Origin of the sequence: Streptomyces sp. NPDC020845, from assembly GCF_044334165.1 — a bacterium.
Classification (GTDB): domain Bacteria; phylum Actinomycetota; class Actinomycetes; order Streptomycetales; family Streptomycetaceae; genus Streptomyces.
The window spans coordinates 633,592-649,686 of record NZ_JBIRSJ010000003.1 but is presented as its reverse complement, the minus strand read 5'-3'; the positions used below and the strand labels follow the sequence as shown (position 1 = coordinate 649,686).

12 protein-coding genes are annotated in these 16,095 nt (G+C 71.7%); 4 read left to right on the top strand and 8 right to left on the bottom strand.

Annotated features, from left to right (window positions below):
* Positions 1-70: 70 nt before the first annotated feature.
* Complete coding sequence (locus ACH4U7_RS10030) at positions 71-1,300, bottom strand: geranylgeranyl reductase family protein (RefSeq protein ID WP_358640100.1); 1,230 nt, start codon at positions 1,298-1,300, stop codon at positions 71-73.
* A 180-nt stretch (positions 1,301-1,480) separates the two neighbouring features.
* On the opposite strand from ACH4U7_RS10030, the gene ACH4U7_RS10025 reads away from it, so the two are divergent.
* Positions 1,481-2,917 carry a dipeptidase gene (locus ACH4U7_RS10025; protein WP_398527471.1) on the top strand — a complete coding sequence of 479 codons (1,437 nt, stop codon included), beginning with the start codon at positions 1,481-1,483 and terminating at the stop codon, positions 2,915-2,917.
* A gap of 584 nt (positions 2,918-3,501) precedes the next feature.
* Here the strand turns inward: ACH4U7_RS10025 and ACH4U7_RS10020 are convergent.
* From ACH4U7_RS10020 to ACH4U7_RS10005, 4 genes are all read right to left on the bottom strand, one after another.
* Complete coding sequence (locus tag ACH4U7_RS10020) at positions 3,502-4,536, bottom strand: NUDIX hydrolase (protein WP_089510072.1); 1,035 nt, start codon at positions 4,534-4,536, stop codon at positions 3,502-3,504.
* Between the two features lie 136 nt (positions 4,537-4,672).
* On the bottom strand, positions 4,673-5,614 hold the full coding sequence (locus ACH4U7_RS10015; protein WP_398527470.1) for a carbohydrate ABC transporter permease: 942 nt from the start codon (positions 5,612-5,614) through the stop codon (positions 4,673-4,675).
* Positions 5,615-5,622: 8 nt separating this feature from the next.
* On the bottom strand, positions 5,623-6,537 hold the full coding sequence (locus tag ACH4U7_RS10010) for a carbohydrate ABC transporter permease (protein WP_385613388.1): 915 nt from the start codon (positions 6,535-6,537) through the stop codon (positions 5,623-5,625).
* Positions 6,538-6,549: 12 nt separating this feature from the next.
* Positions 6,550-7,833 (bottom strand): ABC transporter substrate-binding protein, encoded by a 1,284-nt coding sequence (locus ACH4U7_RS10005; RefSeq protein ID WP_398527469.1) that lies wholly within the window; start codon positions 7,831-7,833, stop codon positions 6,550-6,552.
* Between the two features lie 210 nt (positions 7,834-8,043).
* On the opposite strand from ACH4U7_RS10005, the gene ACH4U7_RS10000 reads away from it, so the two are divergent.
* A complete protein-coding gene (locus tag ACH4U7_RS10000) occupies positions 8,044-10,125 on the top strand; it encodes an NPCBM/NEW2 domain-containing protein (RefSeq protein ID WP_398527468.1) in 2,082 nt (693 codons plus the stop codon).
* A 60-nt stretch (positions 10,126-10,185) separates the two neighbouring features.
* Here the strand turns inward: ACH4U7_RS10000 and ACH4U7_RS09995 are convergent, their stop codons facing one another.
* Both ACH4U7_RS09995 and ACH4U7_RS09990 read right to left on the bottom strand, forming a co-directional pair.
* Positions 10,186-12,330, bottom strand: a complete 2,145-nt coding sequence (locus tag ACH4U7_RS09995; protein ID WP_398527467.1) for a protein kinase — start codon at positions 12,328-12,330, stop codon at positions 10,186-10,188.
* Positions 12,331-12,617: 287 nt separating this feature from the next.
* Entirely contained in the window at positions 12,618-13,574 is a 957-nt protein-coding gene (locus ACH4U7_RS09990; RefSeq protein WP_398527466.1) for an ROK family protein, read from the bottom strand.
* Positions 13,575-13,728: 154 nt separating this feature from the next.
* Between ACH4U7_RS09990 and ACH4U7_RS09985 the strand changes: the two genes are divergently transcribed.
* Complete coding sequence (locus ACH4U7_RS09985; protein WP_398527465.1) at positions 13,729-14,775, top strand: LacI family DNA-binding transcriptional regulator; 1,047 nt, start codon at positions 13,729-13,731, stop codon at positions 14,773-14,775.
* Positions 14,776-14,828: 53 nt separating this feature from the next.
* Here the strand turns inward: ACH4U7_RS09985 and ACH4U7_RS09980 are convergent, their stop codons facing one another.
* On the bottom strand, positions 14,829-15,212 hold the full coding sequence (locus ACH4U7_RS09980) for an SHOCT domain-containing protein (RefSeq protein ID WP_089510078.1): 384 nt from the start codon (positions 15,210-15,212) through the stop codon (positions 14,829-14,831).
* Between the two features lie 210 nt (positions 15,213-15,422).
* On the opposite strand from ACH4U7_RS09980, the gene ACH4U7_RS09975 reads away from it, so the two are divergent.
* Complete coding sequence (locus ACH4U7_RS09975; RefSeq protein WP_398527464.1) at positions 15,423-16,052, top strand: GAP family protein; 630 nt, start codon at positions 15,423-15,425, stop codon at positions 16,050-16,052.
* Positions 16,053-16,095 lie beyond the last annotated feature (43 nt).

Genomic DNA, 16,095 nt, shown 5'->3' with positions numbered 1-16,095 from the left:
GCGGCGGCCGGCGGAAGGCATCGGGGCCGCCCGGGCGACGGGCCGGCCAAGCGACGGGCCGGCCGTGCCGCTACCGGCGGTCGAACGCGGTCAGCGCCCGCCGGGCCGCCGGATGGGTGCGGACGATCTCGGCGAGGGTCGTCGTACCGCGCGTGATCTTCGTAAACGCCCGCCACGCCGGCCTGAAGCCCGTGAGCGCCGCGTGGAACATTCCGGGGCGGCGCGCGAACACCGAGTACAGCCGCCGCCCGACCCCCATCTCCACCCCGAGCCCCGCCTTGATCGCGAAGGCGTAGTTCAGCGCCTGGCGCCGGGCGTCGACCGCGTCATGGGCCTCGGCGATCCGCACCGCCCACTCCCCCGCGAGCCGCCCCGAGCGCAGCGCGAAGGAAATGCCCTCCCGGGTCCACGGCTCCAGCAACCCCGCCGCGTCCCCGCACACCAGCACCCGGCCGCGCGACAGCGGAGAGTCGTCGGAGCGGCAGCGGGTCAGATGGCCCGAGGAGATACGCGGCTCGAACCCGGCGAGCCCGAGCCGGGCGATGAAGTCCTCGAGATAACGCTTGGTCCCGGCGCCCTCGCCGCGGGCCGAGATCACCCCGACCGTCAGCGTGTCGCCCTTGGGGAAGACCCAGCCGTAACTGCCCGGCAGCGGGCCCCAGTCGATGAGCACCCGGCCCGACCAGTCCTCCGCCACGGTCGGCGGCACCGGAATCTCCGCCTCCAGACCGAGGTCGACCTGGTCGAGCTTGACCCCGACATGGGCGCCTATCCGGCTGGCGCTGCCATCCGCGCCGACCACAGCCCTGGCCAGCACGGTCTCGCCGTCCGAGAGCACCACGGCCACGGTGCGCCGGTCGGGCACGGACGGGCCGTGCTGCTCGACGCGCGCCACCGCGGTGCCGGTACGCACCTGAGCGCCCGCGTCCTTGGCTGCCTCGACCAGCCCGGCGTCGAACTCGGGCCTGTTGATCAGCCCGAACAGAGCCTGCTTGGAGCGGCGGGTACGGGTCAGCTTGCCGTTCAGCGAGAACGTCACGGCGTGTACGCGCTCACGCAGCGGGAGTTCGAAGCCGGGCGGCAGCGCATCGCGCGTGGGGCCGATGATGCCGCCGCCGCATGTCTTGTAGCGCGGCAGCTCGGCCTTCTCCAGCAGCAGCACCCGGCGGCCCGCACAGGCGGCGGCGTAGGCGGCGGAGGCACCCGCCGGGCCCGCCCCCACCACCACGACGTCCCATACCGACTCGTCCGCCGGCTCCGCCGGGGAGGCCCCGTTCCGGGCCGCGTTGTCGCTGCTCACGTGTGCTTCCGCTCCCACTCGACCGACCTGATCGCCCTGCGCCACCACCGCCGCGGGCCACCGTCGCATCCTACGGCTCACCAGGGTGTGACCCCGCTGTGGGATGATCGGCAGCACAACTATCAAGTCGTACAGTCGTACATCCGTGCCATCGCGCGCATCCCACAGGAGCGTCCCCACATGGAGCAGGCACCTCACGCCCGAGCCGACGGCCCCGTGGCCACCACCCCGGCCGACCGCCGGGCCATCGCCGCCACCGTCGCCGCGCTGCAGCCCCGCGCCAAGGCCGAACTGACCGAGCTCGTGGCCTTCAAATCGGTCGCGGACCCGGCGCAGTTCCCCAAGAGCGAATGCGAGGCCGCCGCGCGATGGGTCGCCGACGCGCTGCGCGCCGAGGGGTTCACGGATGTGGCGCTGCTGGACACCCCCGACGGCACCGAGTCGGTCTACGGCTTTCTGGCCGGCCCGGCCGGGGCCCCGACGGTGCTGCTCTACGCGCATTACGACGTCCAGCCCCCGCTGGACGAGGCCGCCTGGATCTCCCCGCCCTTCGAGCTGACCGAGCGCGACGGGCGCTGGTACGGGCGCGGCGCCGCCGACTGCAAAGGTGGCTTGATCATGCACCTCACCGCGCTGCGCGCGCTCAAGCAGCACGGCGGGATCCCGGTGAACGTCAAGGTCATCGTCGAGGGCTCGGAGGAGCAGGGCACCGGGGGCCTGGAGCGCTACGCGGAGGCGCACCCCGAGCTGCTGACCGCCGACGCGATCGTCATCGGCGACACCGGCAACTTCCGCTGCGGGCTGCCGACGGTCACCGCGATGCTGCGCGGCATGGCGCTGCTGCGGGTCCGGGTGGACACCCTGGAAGGCAATCTGCACTCCGGCCAGTTCGGCGGCGCCGCCCCGGACGCGCTCGCGGCGCTGATCCGCATCCTGGACTCGCTGCGCGCCGAGGACGGCTCCACCACCGTCCAGGGTCTGGCGGCCGACGAGACCTGGAGCGGACTCCAGTATCCGGACGAGGACTTCCGCAAGGACGCCAGGGTGCTGGACGGGGTCGAGCTGATCGGCTCGGGCACGGTCGCCGACCGCGTCTGGGCCCGCCCCGCGGTCACCGTCCTGGGCATCGACTGCCCTCCGGTCGTCGGCGCCACCCCGTCGGTGCAGGCGAGCGCGCGGGCGGCGGTGAGCCTGCGGGTGCCGCCGGGCGTGGACGCGGGCCAGGCGGCCGAACTGCTCACCGCCCACCTCCGGTCCGCCGCGCCCTGGGGCGCGCGGGTCGCCGTCGAACAGGTCGGCCAGGGCCAGCCGTTCCGCGCGGACACCGCCAGCCCCGCGTACACGGCGATGGGGCGGGCCCTGAGCGAGGCGTACGACGGTCAGGAGATGGCGATCGCGGGCGCGGGCGGCTCGATCCCGCTGTGCAACACGCTCGCCTCGCTCTACCCGGAGGCGGAGATCCTGCTGATCGGGCTGAGCGAGCCGGACGCGCAGATCCACGCCGTCAACGAGAGCGTTTCGCCGGATGAGCTGGAACGGCTCTCGCTCGCGGAGGCGCTGTTCCTGCGCTCTTACGCGGACGAGGCCGCGGATACGGCGGCCGCCTCGACGCGATAGCCGCTGCGCGGGGCGCCTGCTGAGCGGGCGTCACGCCCCGCGCGGCGGGGCACCCGCTGATACCTCCCGACCGGTCCGGTCGGGCGCGGTGCCCCGCCGGGCCGGTTCCGGCCGCCGGGCTGGGACACGGCCGGAACAGCTCGGGGCCGCGGTCCCGGCGGCCCCAAGCCCGTACCCGAAGCGCGACCGACCCTGGCCCCGGCCGCCGTCGGCCGCAGATCTGAACCGGGGCCGGGTGCCCCCCGGCCGGGACAGGCCGGAGCGGCCTGGCGCAGGCCCAGCCGGCCAGGCCGGTTCCGGCGGCCGGGTCGAGACGGATCGGAGCAATTCGGGGCCGCAGCCCCGGCGACCCCAAGGCCGCACCCGAAGCGCGGCCGGCCCCGCCGGAACAGGAGCCCCACACGAGCTCCCGGAGACCGAGCCGACGCAAGCCGGGCCGGGGCCGGCCGAAACACGCCCGGTCCAGGGCAGGGCCGGCCCTGGCCGGGGCCGGGAGCCGCCGGACCAGACGCCGGGCCGTAAGCCGCCCCGTACCGCGGCGCGGCACGGGCGCCACGGAGCCGTACCGAGCCCGTCCCCGCCGGTCAGCCCGTCGGCGTGCCCGCCTCGAGGTACAGGGGGCGCCCCTGTTCTCGGGCGCGCAGCGCCCAGCGCAGTCGGCTCAGGCGTACCGGAGGCAACAGCTCCGCGGCTTCCCCCTCCGTGACGAAGCGCCAGGCGCGCAGTTCGGAGGCCGGGAGCAGGACGTCGCGGGCCGCCTCGGCGGTGAGCCGTCCGCCGTCGAAGAGCAGCCGCAGGCCGCCGTAGCCGGGTGGGCAGGGCTGCTCCCAGTCGACGACCAGCAGCCGCAGCGGCTCGGCCGGTCTGAGGCCCAGTTCCTCGACCACCTCCCGGACGCCGGCGTCGGTGGGCGGTTCGCCGGACTCGACGACGCCGCCGGGGAACTCCCAGCCGGGCTTGTACGTGGGGTCGACGAGCAGGACCCGGTCGTCCTCGTCGAAGAGCAGCACCCCGGCCGCCAGGGTCTCGGCTCTGGGCTCCGGGGTCTGCACGATGTCGCAGCTGCCCGCGCCCTCGCGGACGGCGTCAGCGATGTGCTCGGCGGTCTGCCGGGGGGTGAGCCCGGTGGTGTCCACGACATACGCGTCGTCGACGAGCCACGGCAGGGCCGAACGGTAGGGCGCGAGGTGGTCCAGGCACCAGCGGCGGACGGATTCGCTGCCGTCCGCGTCGCCCGGGATGGCCTCGCGCTCCGCTATTCGCTCGCGCAGTATCGTTTCGTCGGTGTGCAGCAACACATGCCGCACGGGGATACGCCGGGCCGCGAAGCCGCCGAAGATCTCATCGCGGTACTCCTGCCTCAGGACTGTCATCGGCACCACCAGCGGGCCGCCGACCTCGGCGATCAGCGCCGCGCCGGTGTCGACGACCAGCCGCCGCCAGGACGGCAGGTCCTGGTAGTCGGACACCTCGTCAAGGCGCTTGCGCGGCAGCATCATCCGCAGGCCGTCGCCGACAAGTTCCGGGTCATAGAACGTGCTGCCCGGCAAGAAGTCCACCAATTCGCGGGCCGCGGTGGTTTTGCCCGCGCCGAACGCACCGTTCAGCCAGACGATCACATTTCCCCCTATTCCATCGCCCCCTGTCAGTTGCCCGCATCACCCTGTTGTGAAAACGCCCGGGGGCCGGGGAGTGACGGATCGCGCCGCCGCCGAGGCGGCGGCGCAGGCCGTCAGCGCACCCCGGAGCCGCCCTTCAGCCCTTGCTCGCACCGAGGGTGAGGCCCGCGATGAAGTGCCGCTGGAGGAGCAGAAAGACCAGCACCGTGGGCAGCGCCACGATCACCGAGCCGGCCGCCAGCAGGTTGTAGTCCGTGAAGAACTGCCCGCGCAGGTTGTTGAGCGCGGAGGTGATGGGGAGCTTGTCGCCGTCGGAGACGAAGACGAGGGCCCACAGGAAGTCGTTGTACATCCAGGTGAACTGGAGCGTGCCGAGCGCCGCCAGCGCCGGGCGGCACAGCGGCAGGGTGATCCGCCAGTACTGGGTCCACACCCCCGCGCCGTCCACCACCGCCGCCTCCAGAATCTCCAGCGGCAGCGTGCGCATGAAGTTTGCCAGGACGAAGACGCAGAAGCCGACTTGAAAGGCGACCTGGACGGCGATCACCGCCCAGTAGGAGTCGTACATCGTCATCGAGTCCGACATCCAGTACGGCAGGTTGATCTTGGTGAAGAGGACATACAGCGGGGTGACGATCACCTGCTGCGGCAGCAGGTTCCCGGCCGTGAAGACCATCAGCAGGATCAGCCCGCCGCGCATCTTCAGCCGGGAGACGGCGAAGGCGACGAACGAGGCGAAGAAGAGCGTCAGCAGCACCCCGGGCACCGCGATGATGAGCGAGTTGACGAAGTACTTGCTCATGCCCGAGTCGCTGAACGCCTGCTTGTAGTAGTCGAACGACAGATGGCGCGGCAGCGAGAAGTAGCCGTGCTCGGCGGTCTCCTCGTACGGGCGCAGCGAGGCGTAGACGGCCAGCAGCAGCGGGGCGAGGAAGGCGAGCGAGACGGTCATCAGGAAGGCGTGCAGCCCCAGGCGCGCGGGGCGCGTCCGGCGGCGCCCGCCCCGCGTGGGCGTCGCGGGCGCGGGGGTCCGCGCGGGTGCGGTCCGGGCGGGTGCGGTCCGGGCGGGTGCGGTCATCCCCCTGGTCATCCCTTCTTCTCCCCTCGCAGCTCCTGCACCAGATAGGTCACGATGAATCCCAGCGACACGGTGAGCAGGACGACGGCGATGGCGGATCCGAAGCCGATCCGGCTGGCCTCGCCGATGATGTTGTCCGTGACGAGCACGGAGAGCAGTTCCAGGCCGTTGCGCCCGTGGTTGATGGCGTAGACGATGTCGAAGGCGCGCAGCGCCTCGATGACGGTGATGACGCCGACGATGACGTTGACCGGCCGGAGCGTGGGCCACACGACCCGGAAGAAGGTCTGCCGCTCGTTGGCCCCGTCGAGGGCCGCGGCCTCCTTGAGCGAGGGGTCCACGGACTTCAGCCCGGCCAGATAGAGGATCATCACATAGCCGGTGTGCCGCCAGGCGGCGGCCAGCAGCACCACCCAGATGTTGAGGTCGGGGTCGCCGAGCCAGTCGACCGGGTCGTCGGTGTTGCCGATGATGGCGTTGAGCACGCCCTGGTCGCGGGAGAAGACCAGTTGGGCGATGAAGCCGACGATGGCGAGCGAGAGCACCACCGGCATGTAGAGGGTGGACTGGTAGAAGCGGCTGAACCGGACACCCTTGTCGAGGAGTACGGCCAGCAGCAGCCCGAACGGGGTGGCGACGAACCCCAGGAAGGCCAGCCACAGCAGGTTGTTGCGGGCGGCCGGCCAGAACGGCGGATAGTCGGTGAACAGGGTGCGGTAGTTGTCGACGCCGACCCAGTGGATATCGCCGATGCCGTCCCAGCTGGTGAAGGACAGACCGATGGAGGCGAGGGTCGGCCCCCAGATGAGGGTGAGGTCGAGCAGTACGGGTATGCCCAGCAGCACGCCGATGACGGCGAGGTCGCGGGTGGTGAACTTCCGCGGACCCCGCCGCCTGGCACGCCGCGCGGTGGTGTGCGGCACGGCGTGTGTCTCCTAGTCGCTGGTGAAGATGGTCTTCTTCTGGGACTCGATGCTCTTCGTCAGGGAGTCGATGTCGTTCGGGCTGTTGATGAACTGCTGGATGGCCCGGATCATCACCTGGGACGCGAAGTCGGGGCGGGTGTCACGGTCCATGAACTGCGAGATCTGCTTCGCGTCGGCGATGAGCTCGACGGCCTTCTTCTGCAGCGTGTTGTACGAGGAGGTGGACGCGCCCTCGTTGACCGCGATGTTGTTGGGGTCCCGTTTGAGGTAGATCCCCTCGGCGGCCGGGGTGGCGAGGTACTTCAGCAGCTCCTTGCCCTGCTTCTGCCGTTTGGACTTCTTGGACAGCAAAAAGCCGTCGATCGGCGCCTCGACCGCGTCCTGGCCGTACGCGGAGTCGATCTCGGGGAAGGGGAAGAAGTCGAGGTCGTCCCGGTCGGCCTCGGGGAACTGCTGACCGGGGTGCGGGAGGCCGAAGACCGCCATGCCCGACTTCTTCTGCGCCAGGCTCTGCGCGGCCTCCTGCCAGGTGCGCCCGTTGGCCCCCTTCTGGTGGTACGGCATCAGACCGCGCCACAGGTCGAAGACCTGCTTGACCTTGGGATCGGTCCAGGACTCCTTGCCCCGCATCAGGGAGATGTGGAAGTCGTAGCCGTTGGCCCGCATATTGAGGTAGTCGAAGGTGCCCATGGCGGGCCAGCCGTCCTTGTCGCCGAAGGCGATCGCGTCCAGGCCGTCCTTGTCCATCCGCTTGGCGAGCGCGCGGTACTCGTCGAAGGTCTTGGGGATCTCGTAGCCGTGCTGCTGGAACACGCTCTTCCGGTAGAAGACGGCCCATGGGTAGTAGTAATACGGCACGAAGTACTGCTTGCCGTCCTCGCCGGAGGACTGCTGCTTGAGCGCGTCGGAGAAGCCTTTGAAGCCCTTCCAGATGTCGCTGATCTCGGCGAGCAGCCCTTGTTTGGCGAAGAACTGCATGCGGTACCCCGCGAACCACATGAAGACATCGTCCGGGGTGCCCTTGAGATAGCGGTTGATGTTCTCCTGGAAGGACTCGTGGTTGACGGTGTTGACCTTGAGCTTCTTGTCGGACTTCTTCTCGTACGCGTCGAATACCTCGGCGAACGCCTTGCGCGGTACGGCATCCGAGGCGTTGGACCCTATCTTCACCTCGTCGCTGGGGCCCCCACAGGCGGTGAGCAGCGTCGGGAGGGCGACCGCACCGGCTCCGATCGCGGTGCCCCGGAGCAGAGCACGACGGGAGATCCGATGTTCTGACGAAGACTGTGCCATGTGCCCCTCCAAGGAGGTTCAATCGAACACAACCGAACGCGAGTGAGTGGATCTCACCCGCCGGACGGGGCCCAGTCAAGAGTTATGACGAGATATCGAACAACCGTTACCGGTTCTCTTCCAACAGACTCCAACACGGTCTACCGTAAACGACCGCGAGTTACGTGCTTTGACGCAGCGTCACCCCGTCGAGAACGGAGGACCCGCATCATGCGCCATGTCTCTTCCCTGGCCATCCGCCGAAGAATCATCGGAGGAGTGGCCGCAGCACTGCTTGGTACGACCGGGGCCGCCGGGCTGACCGTCCCGGCCGCGGCCCAGCCCGCGACCGCGTCCACGGCCCAGCACGCCAACGCCAACGTCCTTGCCGCCACAGACACGGCACCGGCCGCCGCGGCACCGGGCGACGGGCTCGCCCTCACTCCCCCGATGGGCTTCAACAACTGGAACTCGACCCATTGCCGGGGCGAGTTCAACGAGGCGATGGTCAAGGACATCGCCGATATCTTCGTGACCAAGGGCCTGAAGGAGGCCGGATACCAGTACGTCAACCTCGACGACTGCTGGGCGCTGCCCCAGCGCGACGCGGACGGCAAACTGGTCCCGGACCCGGTGCGCTTCCCGAACGGCATCAAGGCCGTCGCCGACTATGTGCACTCCAAGGGGCTCAAGTTCGGCATCTACACCAGCGCCGGCACCAAGACCTGCAACAGCGCCGGCTTCCCCGGTGCACTGGGCCATGAGCGGTCGGACGCCCAGCAGTTCGCCGACTGGGGCGTGGACTACCTCAAGTACGACAACTGCAATAACCAAGGCGTGGACGCCAAACAGCGCTATCTCGCCATGCGCGACGCGCTCCAGGCGACCGGCCGCCCCATCGTCTACAGCATCTGCGAATGGGGCCAGAACAAGCCATGGGAATGGGCCGCGGACGTCGGCCAACTGTGGCGTACCACCGGCGACATCAGCGACAGCTGGGGCAGCATGCTCTCGATCGCCAAGGCGAACCTCCCGCTCGCCCCGCACGCCGGGCCCGGCCACTGGAACGACCCCGACATGCTGGAGGTCGGCAACGGCGGGATGACGCCCACCGAGTACCGCAGCCACTTCTCCCTCTGGTCGATCATGGCGGCGCCGCTGCTGATCGGGACGGATCTGCGCAAGGCCACCCCCGGGACATACGAGATCCTGGGCAACCGCGAGGTCATCGCCGTCGACCAGGACGGGCTCGGCAAGCAGGGCCAGGTGCTCTCCTCCGAGGGCGGGGGCTGGGTCATCGCCAAGGAGCTCGCGGACGGCGACCGGGCGGTCGCGCTCTTCAACGAGACCGACCGGCCCCGGCACATCGCCACCACCGCCGCGGCGCTCGGCCTGCCGGAGGCGGACGCGTACCAACTGCGCGACCTTTGGGAACACCGGAGCTACAACACCGCCGGAGACGTGGCGGCCACCGTCCCGGCCCATGGCACCGCGCTGTTCCGCGTCTCGGCCGACCGGCGCTGGGCCGCCTATCCGCCGGCCGTGGAACTGGGCACCGACGCCGCCGCGCTGGCCGAGGCCGGGACCACCGCCAAGGTCGCCACGACCGTGACCGACCTCGGCCGCACCCCCGCCCGCCAGGTCTCGGTCCGCCTCATCGGCCCTGACGGCTGGCGCGTCGAGGCCACCTCCCCGACCAGGGCCGCCACCCTGCCCACCGGCCGGAAATTGACCACGCGCTGGCAGATCACCGCGCCCGCCGGCACCCCGGCCGGTGCATACGAGCTGAAGGTCTCGGCGGACTACCGCTCCCCGCAGGGCACCCGGGCCGCGGCACAGCTGTCGGCTCCGGTGCATGTGGTGGTGGCCCCGCCCTCCGGGACCTCGTACGCAAGCGATCTGCCGTGGCTGAGCGCGGTCAACGGCTGGGGTCCGGTGGAGAAGGACACCAGCGTGGGCGAGAACCCGGCGGGCGACGGACATCCGATCACCATCGGCGGCACCGTCCACGCCAAGGGCCTCGGGGTGCACGCGCCCAGCGAGGTGACGTACTACACCGGCGGCCGGTGCACGAGCTTCACCGCCCAGGTCGGCGTCGACGACGAGGAGGACGCCGCCGGGACGGTCGCCTTCGAGGTGTGGGCGGACGGCGAGAAGGTCGCCTCGACGGGGACGCTCACCAACGCCGACCCGGCCACGACCGTCACCGCCGCGCTCGGCGGCGCGACGACCGTCAAGCTGGTGACCACCGACGCCGGGGACGGTGTGACCAGCGACCACGGGGACTGGGCGGAGGCGGCCTTCAGCTGCTGACGACGCCGCCGCGCGGGCGGAGCCATCGCGCTCCGCGGCCGGCCCTTCCCCGCGCGCCCGTCAGCACACGGGCAGCCCGGGGAGGGGCTGGTCGTTGTCCCCGCCCTTGATGTAGACGTCGCTGATGAACACGTTGGTGTGACCACTGTCGTCGTCCGTCTTGGCCCACCACACGTTCGTCCACTTGCCGTAGGTCTCCCGACGGCCCAGGTTCTGCTGGCAGTAGAAGTAGTTCAGGCCCTGGTTGAGGGTGCCGACCGGTTCTCCGGAGGCGGTGTACGAGGTGGCGGCGCGCCAGACCTCGCAGTTGTACTTGCCCCCGCCGGCATCATGGCAGACCGGCGAGGGGTCGGGGTCCGCGGAGCCGCCGCCGGCCCCGCCCCCGTTGGCGGAGTTGCTGTCGTCGCCGCCTCCGCCGCCGCCTGAAGTCCCGTCGCCTCCGCCGCCGCCCTTGCCGTCCTTACCGCTGTCCGAGCCGTCGTCCGAGCCTCCGGACGCGCCGTTTCCGCTGTCGCCGGGCTTGCCCGAGGCGGACGGGGAACCGGAACCCGAAGGCTCCGCGGTCTTCTTCCCGCCCTTGTCGCCCTTGTCTCCCTTACCGTCCTCGTCGTCCTTGCCGTCCGTGCTCCCCTTGCCCCCGGCCTTCCCGCCGTCCGGTGAGTCGGAGTGGGTGGGGGACGCCGATGTGTCCTCCTGGCTCCCGGCCGCGGTCTTGTCGCCGTCGTCGCCGACAAGCGCGTACGTCACGCCGCCCCCGGCGAGCAGAACGGCGACGGCCATGGCCGCGAGCAGCGCCTTTTTACGCCCGGGCCGCCGCGGCGGCGCCGCGCCGCCCGGAGCCCCGCCGCTCACCAGCGGCTCCTCGGGGATCTGCGGCGGCCCGAAGCCGGGCGGGGCCGAGGACAGCAGGGGGGAGCCGAGGGACGAGCCGGCGGGCGAACCCCCTGAGGGGCCGAAGGCCGGGCCGCCGAACGGCCCGCCGGGCGAGCCAGCAGGCGAGCCGCCGGACGGACCGGAGGGCGAACCGCCGGACTGGCCGCCGGCCGGACCGGAGGGCGAGCCGGGGGAGCCGCCGGCCGGGCCGACGGACGGGTCAGCGGACGACCCGCCGGGGGGACTCACGGCCGGGTCGCCAGCCGGACCAGCGGACGAGCCAGCGGGCGAACCGCCGAACTGGCCGCCAGCCGGGCCGAAGGCCGGACCGGCGGACGAGCCAGCGGGCGAACCGTCGGCCAGACCGGCGGACGGGCCGAGAGCCGGACCGCCGTCCGGGTCGCCCGTCCGGGCGCCGCGCGGCGCCCCGGCGCCCAGCACGTCCGGTGTCGTCGGCGTCCGCCCGGCCCACCCCGCGGCGGCCCAGGGGTCCTCGCCGGCCGCGACGGCCTCCAGCATCACCCGCGCCTGGCCCGCGGACGGCCGCGCCGCCGGGTCCTTGTCCATCATCGCGTGCAGGACCGGCGTCAGCGGCCCGGCCCGCCTCGGCTCCGGGAGCGGTTCGGTGACGATGGCCGTCAACGTCGACCACACCGACGTACGCCGGAACGGGGACGAGCCCTCCACCGCCGCGTACAGCGTCATGCCGAGCGCCCAGATGTCCGAGGCCGGGCCGGGCTCCTGGCCCTGGGCGCGCTCCGGTGCGAGATAGTCGAGGGAGCCGATGAGCTCGCCGCTGCGGGTCAGCTTGGTCGTCGCGTCGTCGCCCGGCGCCTCCATGCTCGCGATGCCGAAGTCGGTGAGGACGACCCGGCCGTCGTGGTCGAGCAGCACATTGCCCGGCTTCACGTCCCGGTGCAGCACGCCGGCGTGATGGCCCGCGCCGAGGGCGTCCGCGACCTTCGCGCCGATCGCCGCGGCCTCCAGGGGCTCCACGACGCCCCGCTCGTCGATCAGATCGTCCAGCGACCGGCCTTCGATGAGCTCCATGACGATGACCGGAAGCCCGCTCTCCTCGGTCACGTCGTGCACCGTGATCACACCGGAGTGGCGGATCCGCGCCGCGGCTCTGGCCTCCCGCTGCATCCGGACGCGCAGATCGGCGAGTTCGGGCCCGGAGGAGTCGGTGTAGGCGCGCAGCACCTTGACCGCGACCTCCCGGCCCAGCACCTCGTCCACGGCCTTGCAGACCACGCCCATACCGCCCCGGCCGAGCGTGCCGGTCACTCGGTATCGACCGCCCAACAGCCTGCCGGTCAGGTCCCCGCTCATGTCCCCCGGTGACACCGTGCCTCAGTCCCCCTTGTAAGCCGTGGTCGCGCAACAGCTTAGGGGCAAGCACCGACAGTCCCGCTCAACTCGCGGGCGTGCGGGCCCTGTCGGGCCGGCCTACGGGGGGCTCGCTTCGCCAGCCCTGGCGAGTGAGCCGAAGGGGCGCGACCCTGTCGAAAGGGAGAGCGCGCGCAGGCCCCGAGGCTACCGCCGCGTGGTCGACCGTCGACAGGGGCTGAGGCGCCCCCGGGGGCACCTCCCAGCGGTAGCTGGGGGAGAACCGAGCCCTAAGAAGGGCTGCCGAAGCCGTCCAGTCCGGCCTGCTGGGCCGCCGCCGCGGCGGCGCCGACCAGGCCGGCGTCCGTGCCCATCTGCGCCGGGACGACCTCCAGGCCGCTGACGAACGACAGGGTCGCGTAGTCGCGCAGCGCGCGCCGCAGGGGTGCGAAGAGCACGTCCCCGGCGCCCGCCACCCCGCCGCCGACCACGGCCACCTCGATCTCGACGAGCGTCGCGGTGGCCGCGATCCCGGCGGCCAGCGCCTGCGCGGCACGTTCGAAGGAGGCCCGCGCGACCGGGTCGCCGGTCCGGGCCGAGGCCGCCACGGCCGCCGCGCTCGTATCGCCGCCCGGGCCGGGGCGCCAGCCGCTCTCCAGGGCGCGGCGGGCGATATTGGGGCCGCTGGCGATGCGCTCGACGCAGCCGCGCGCGCCGCACGGGCACGGGTCGCCGTCGAGGTCGACGCTGATGTGGCCGATGTGCCCGGCGTTCCCCGTGGGGCCCGGGTGGAGTCGGCCGTTCAGCACCAGGCCGCCGCCGACGCCCGTGGACACCACCATGCACAGCGCGCCGGTACGCCCGCGCGCCGCGCCCTGCCAGTGTTCGGCCGCCGTCATCGCCACCCCGTCGCCGACCAGCGCGAGCGGCAGTTCGCCGACCGTCTCCCGGACCCCGGCGACGAGGGGGAAGTCGCGCCAGCCGGGGATGTTGACGGGGCTGACGGTGCCGACGGAGGCGTCGACCGGGCCCGCGCTGCCGATTCCGACCGCGGCGACCCGGGACCACTGCCCGCTGCCGGACAGCTCGTCGAGCACCGCTGTGACCTCGCGCATCACGGTCTCGCCCGGCTCCTGGGCGGGGGTGGCGCGTCTGGCCCGTACGACCAGTTTGCCGCTGCCGTCCACCAGGGCACCCGCGATCTTGGTACCGCCGATATCCAGTGCGGCGATGAGGTCACGTGGCATATGAGTCGACTCCCCCGGCAGACCTAGACGTATCGCTGTGGGGCAACAGTCTTCCCTGCCGCTGACAACGTTGTCCAGGGGCTATGCTCGGACACCCTTCCGCACGACCACCAGCGAACGACCAGCGAACGACCAGCGACGGGACAACCGCACCGTGACCGACACCGCTCCGGGCACCGCCACCACTTCGCGCCGCTACGGCACCCGGCCCACCATGAAGGATGTCGCCGCGCGCGCCGGGGTCGGCCTCAAGACGGTCTCACGAGTGGTCAACGGCGAGCCGGGGGTCACGCCCGACACCGAACGGCGCGTCAAGGAGGCCATCACCGCGCTCGGCTTCCGCCGCAACGACAGCGCCCGCATTCTGCGCAAGGGCCGCACCGCCAGCATCGGACTGGTCCTCGAAGATCTCGCCGACCCGTTCTACGGGCCGCTCAGCCGCGCCGTCGAAGAGGTCGCCCGCGCGCACGGCGCCCTGCTGATCAACGGTTCGAGCGCCGAGGACCCCGAGCGCGAGCAGGAGCTCGTGCTCGCGCTGTGCGCGCGCCGGGTCGACGGGCTCGTCGTCATCCCGGCCGGGCGCGACCACCGCTACCTGGCCCCGGAGATAGCCGCGGGCGTCGCCACGGTGTTCGTGGACCGCCCGGCCGGCCGTATCGACGCCGACGCCGTGCTCTCCGACAGCTTCGGCGGCGCGCGGGACGGCGTCGCCCATCTGATCGCCCATGGCCACCGCCGCATCGGCTTCCTCGGCGACCAGCCGGGCATCCACACCGCCGAGGAGCGGCTACGCGGCTATCGCACGGCGATGGCCGAGGCCGGGCTGCCGGTCGACGACGCGTGGGTGTCCCTCGGCCCCACCGACCCCGAGCGGGTACGGGCGGCGGCCATCGCGATGCTGGACGCACCTGAGCCGGTCACCGCGCTGTTCGCGGGCAACAACCGGGTGACGGTCACCGTCGTACGGGTCCTGGCCGGGCGCCCCCGACCGGTGGCCCTCGTCGGCTTCGACGACTTCGAACTCGCCGATCTCCTCTCCCCCGGTATCACCGTCATCGCCCAGGACTCGGCCCAACTCGGCCGTACCGCGGCGGACCTGCTCTTCCGCCGCCTCGACGGGGCGGGGGGCGAGCCCCGGCGGGTGGTCCTGCCGACCCGCCTGATCGCCCGCGGCTCCGGCGAGTTGCCGTCGGCCGCGTAACGCATGCGCAGCGAACCGCACACGGAAACAGGCTGCGAACTCAGGCCGCGAACTCAGGCCGCGAGCACCTTGGCCTTGGCGCGCTCGTACTCCTCGGCGGTGATGTCGCCGTGGTTCTTGAGCTCCACCAGCTTGGAGAGCTCCTCGGCATGACCGCTCGCCGCGGTCTCCCGCACGAACTCCTTCAGATCAGCCTCCGCCTTCAGGGCCGCCTTCGCTTCGCGCTCGCCCATCCCGCGGCCCCGTGCGATCAGGTACACGAAGACGCCGAGGAAGGGCAGCACGACGACGAAGAAGCACCAGCCCGCCTTGGCCCAGCCGCTCATCGAGTCGTCCCGGAAGAGGTCGCCGATTATGCGGAAGAGCAGTATGAACCACAGGATCCACAGGAAGACCCAGACTGTGGTCAGGAACACGTCTAGCAACGGATAGCTCATCATCCGCCTCCCATCGGACGCGCCCGGCGGACCCAACGAAGGGACAGAAGGCTCCCACCGGGGCCCACTACTCCCAGCGTACGGCGCCTTCTCGGGCCCGGTCGGCGCAGCACCGGATGCCGTAGGCGCACGGGCGCGTACGAATGGAGAGAGCGAAGTCGTTCGGAGGAAGCGAAGTCGCCGCGAGCCGGAGGCCGGAGAGGGCGCCCCATGGACCTGCAGATTCTCCCGCTCGCCGTCACCATGATGGCGGGGCCGCAGATCGTGGCCGCCGTGATCCTGGTGACCGCGCCGCGGCCGGTGCGGGTGTCCCTGGCGTTCCTGCTCGGGGTGGCGGTCGCGACGGCGGCGGGGGTCACGATCACCCGGGGGATCTTCGCGCTGCTGGGCCAAGTGGTCGCGCCGGGCAGCCCGTCCGACCCCGGATCGGCCGGGACGGTCGTCCAGCTCGTACTGGTGGCGCTGCTGGTGTTCGCGGCTGTGAAGACGTACGTGAGGCGGGAGACGGCCGAGCCGCCGAAGTGGCTGGGCTCGCTGATGGAGGCGGGGGCCTGGAAGGCGTTCACCGTCGGTCTCCTGGTCATCCTGGTCATGCCGTCCGACATCGTGGTCATGCTGACCGTGGGGGCGTCCCTGGAGCAGCACGGCGTGGGTGTCGCGGCGGCGCTGCCGTTCATCGGCCTGACCGTGCTGATCGCGGCGTTGCCGCTGCTGGTCTATCTCCTCGCCGGTGAGCGCGGGCGGCGGGCCATGCCCCGGGTCCGGGAGTGGCTGACCTCGCACAGCTGGATGGTCACCATCGCCACCTGTCTGCTCTTCATCGTGCTCATCCTCACGTAGCGGCACCCCTGGCGGCACGCCCGTAGCGGCCCCTTCGACGACA

Excerpts from the sequence above, each read along its gene's own strand:
- ACH4U7_RS09995 (WP_398527467.1), bottom strand. The coding sequence starts at position 12,330 with ATGAGCGGGGACCTGACCGGCAGGCTGTTGGGCGGTCGATACCGAGTG.
- ACH4U7_RS10015 (WP_398527470.1), bottom strand. The coding sequence starts at position 5,614 with ATGACCGCACCCGCCCGGACCGCACCCGCCCGGACCGCACCCGCGCGG.
- ACH4U7_RS10025 (WP_398527471.1), top strand. The coding sequence starts at position 1,481 with ATGGAGCAGGCACCTCACGCCCGAGCCGACGGCCCCGTGGCCACCACC.
- ACH4U7_RS09980 (WP_089510078.1), bottom strand. The coding sequence starts at position 15,212 with ATGAGCTATCCGTTGCTAGACGTGTTCCTGACCACAGTCTGGGTCTTC.
- ACH4U7_RS10005 (WP_398527469.1), bottom strand. The coding sequence starts at position 7,833 with ATGGCACAGTCTTCGTCAGAACATCGGATCTCCCGTCGTGCTCTGCTC.
- ACH4U7_RS09975 (WP_398527464.1), top strand. The coding sequence starts at position 15,423 with ATGGACCTGCAGATTCTCCCGCTCGCCGTCACCATGATGGCGGGGCCG.
- ACH4U7_RS10000 (WP_398527468.1), top strand. The coding sequence starts at position 8,044 with ATGCGCCATGTCTCTTCCCTGGCCATCCGCCGAAGAATCATCGGAGGA.
- ACH4U7_RS09990 (WP_398527466.1), bottom strand. The coding sequence starts at position 13,574 with ATGCCACGTGACCTCATCGCCGCACTGGATATCGGCGGTACCAAGATC.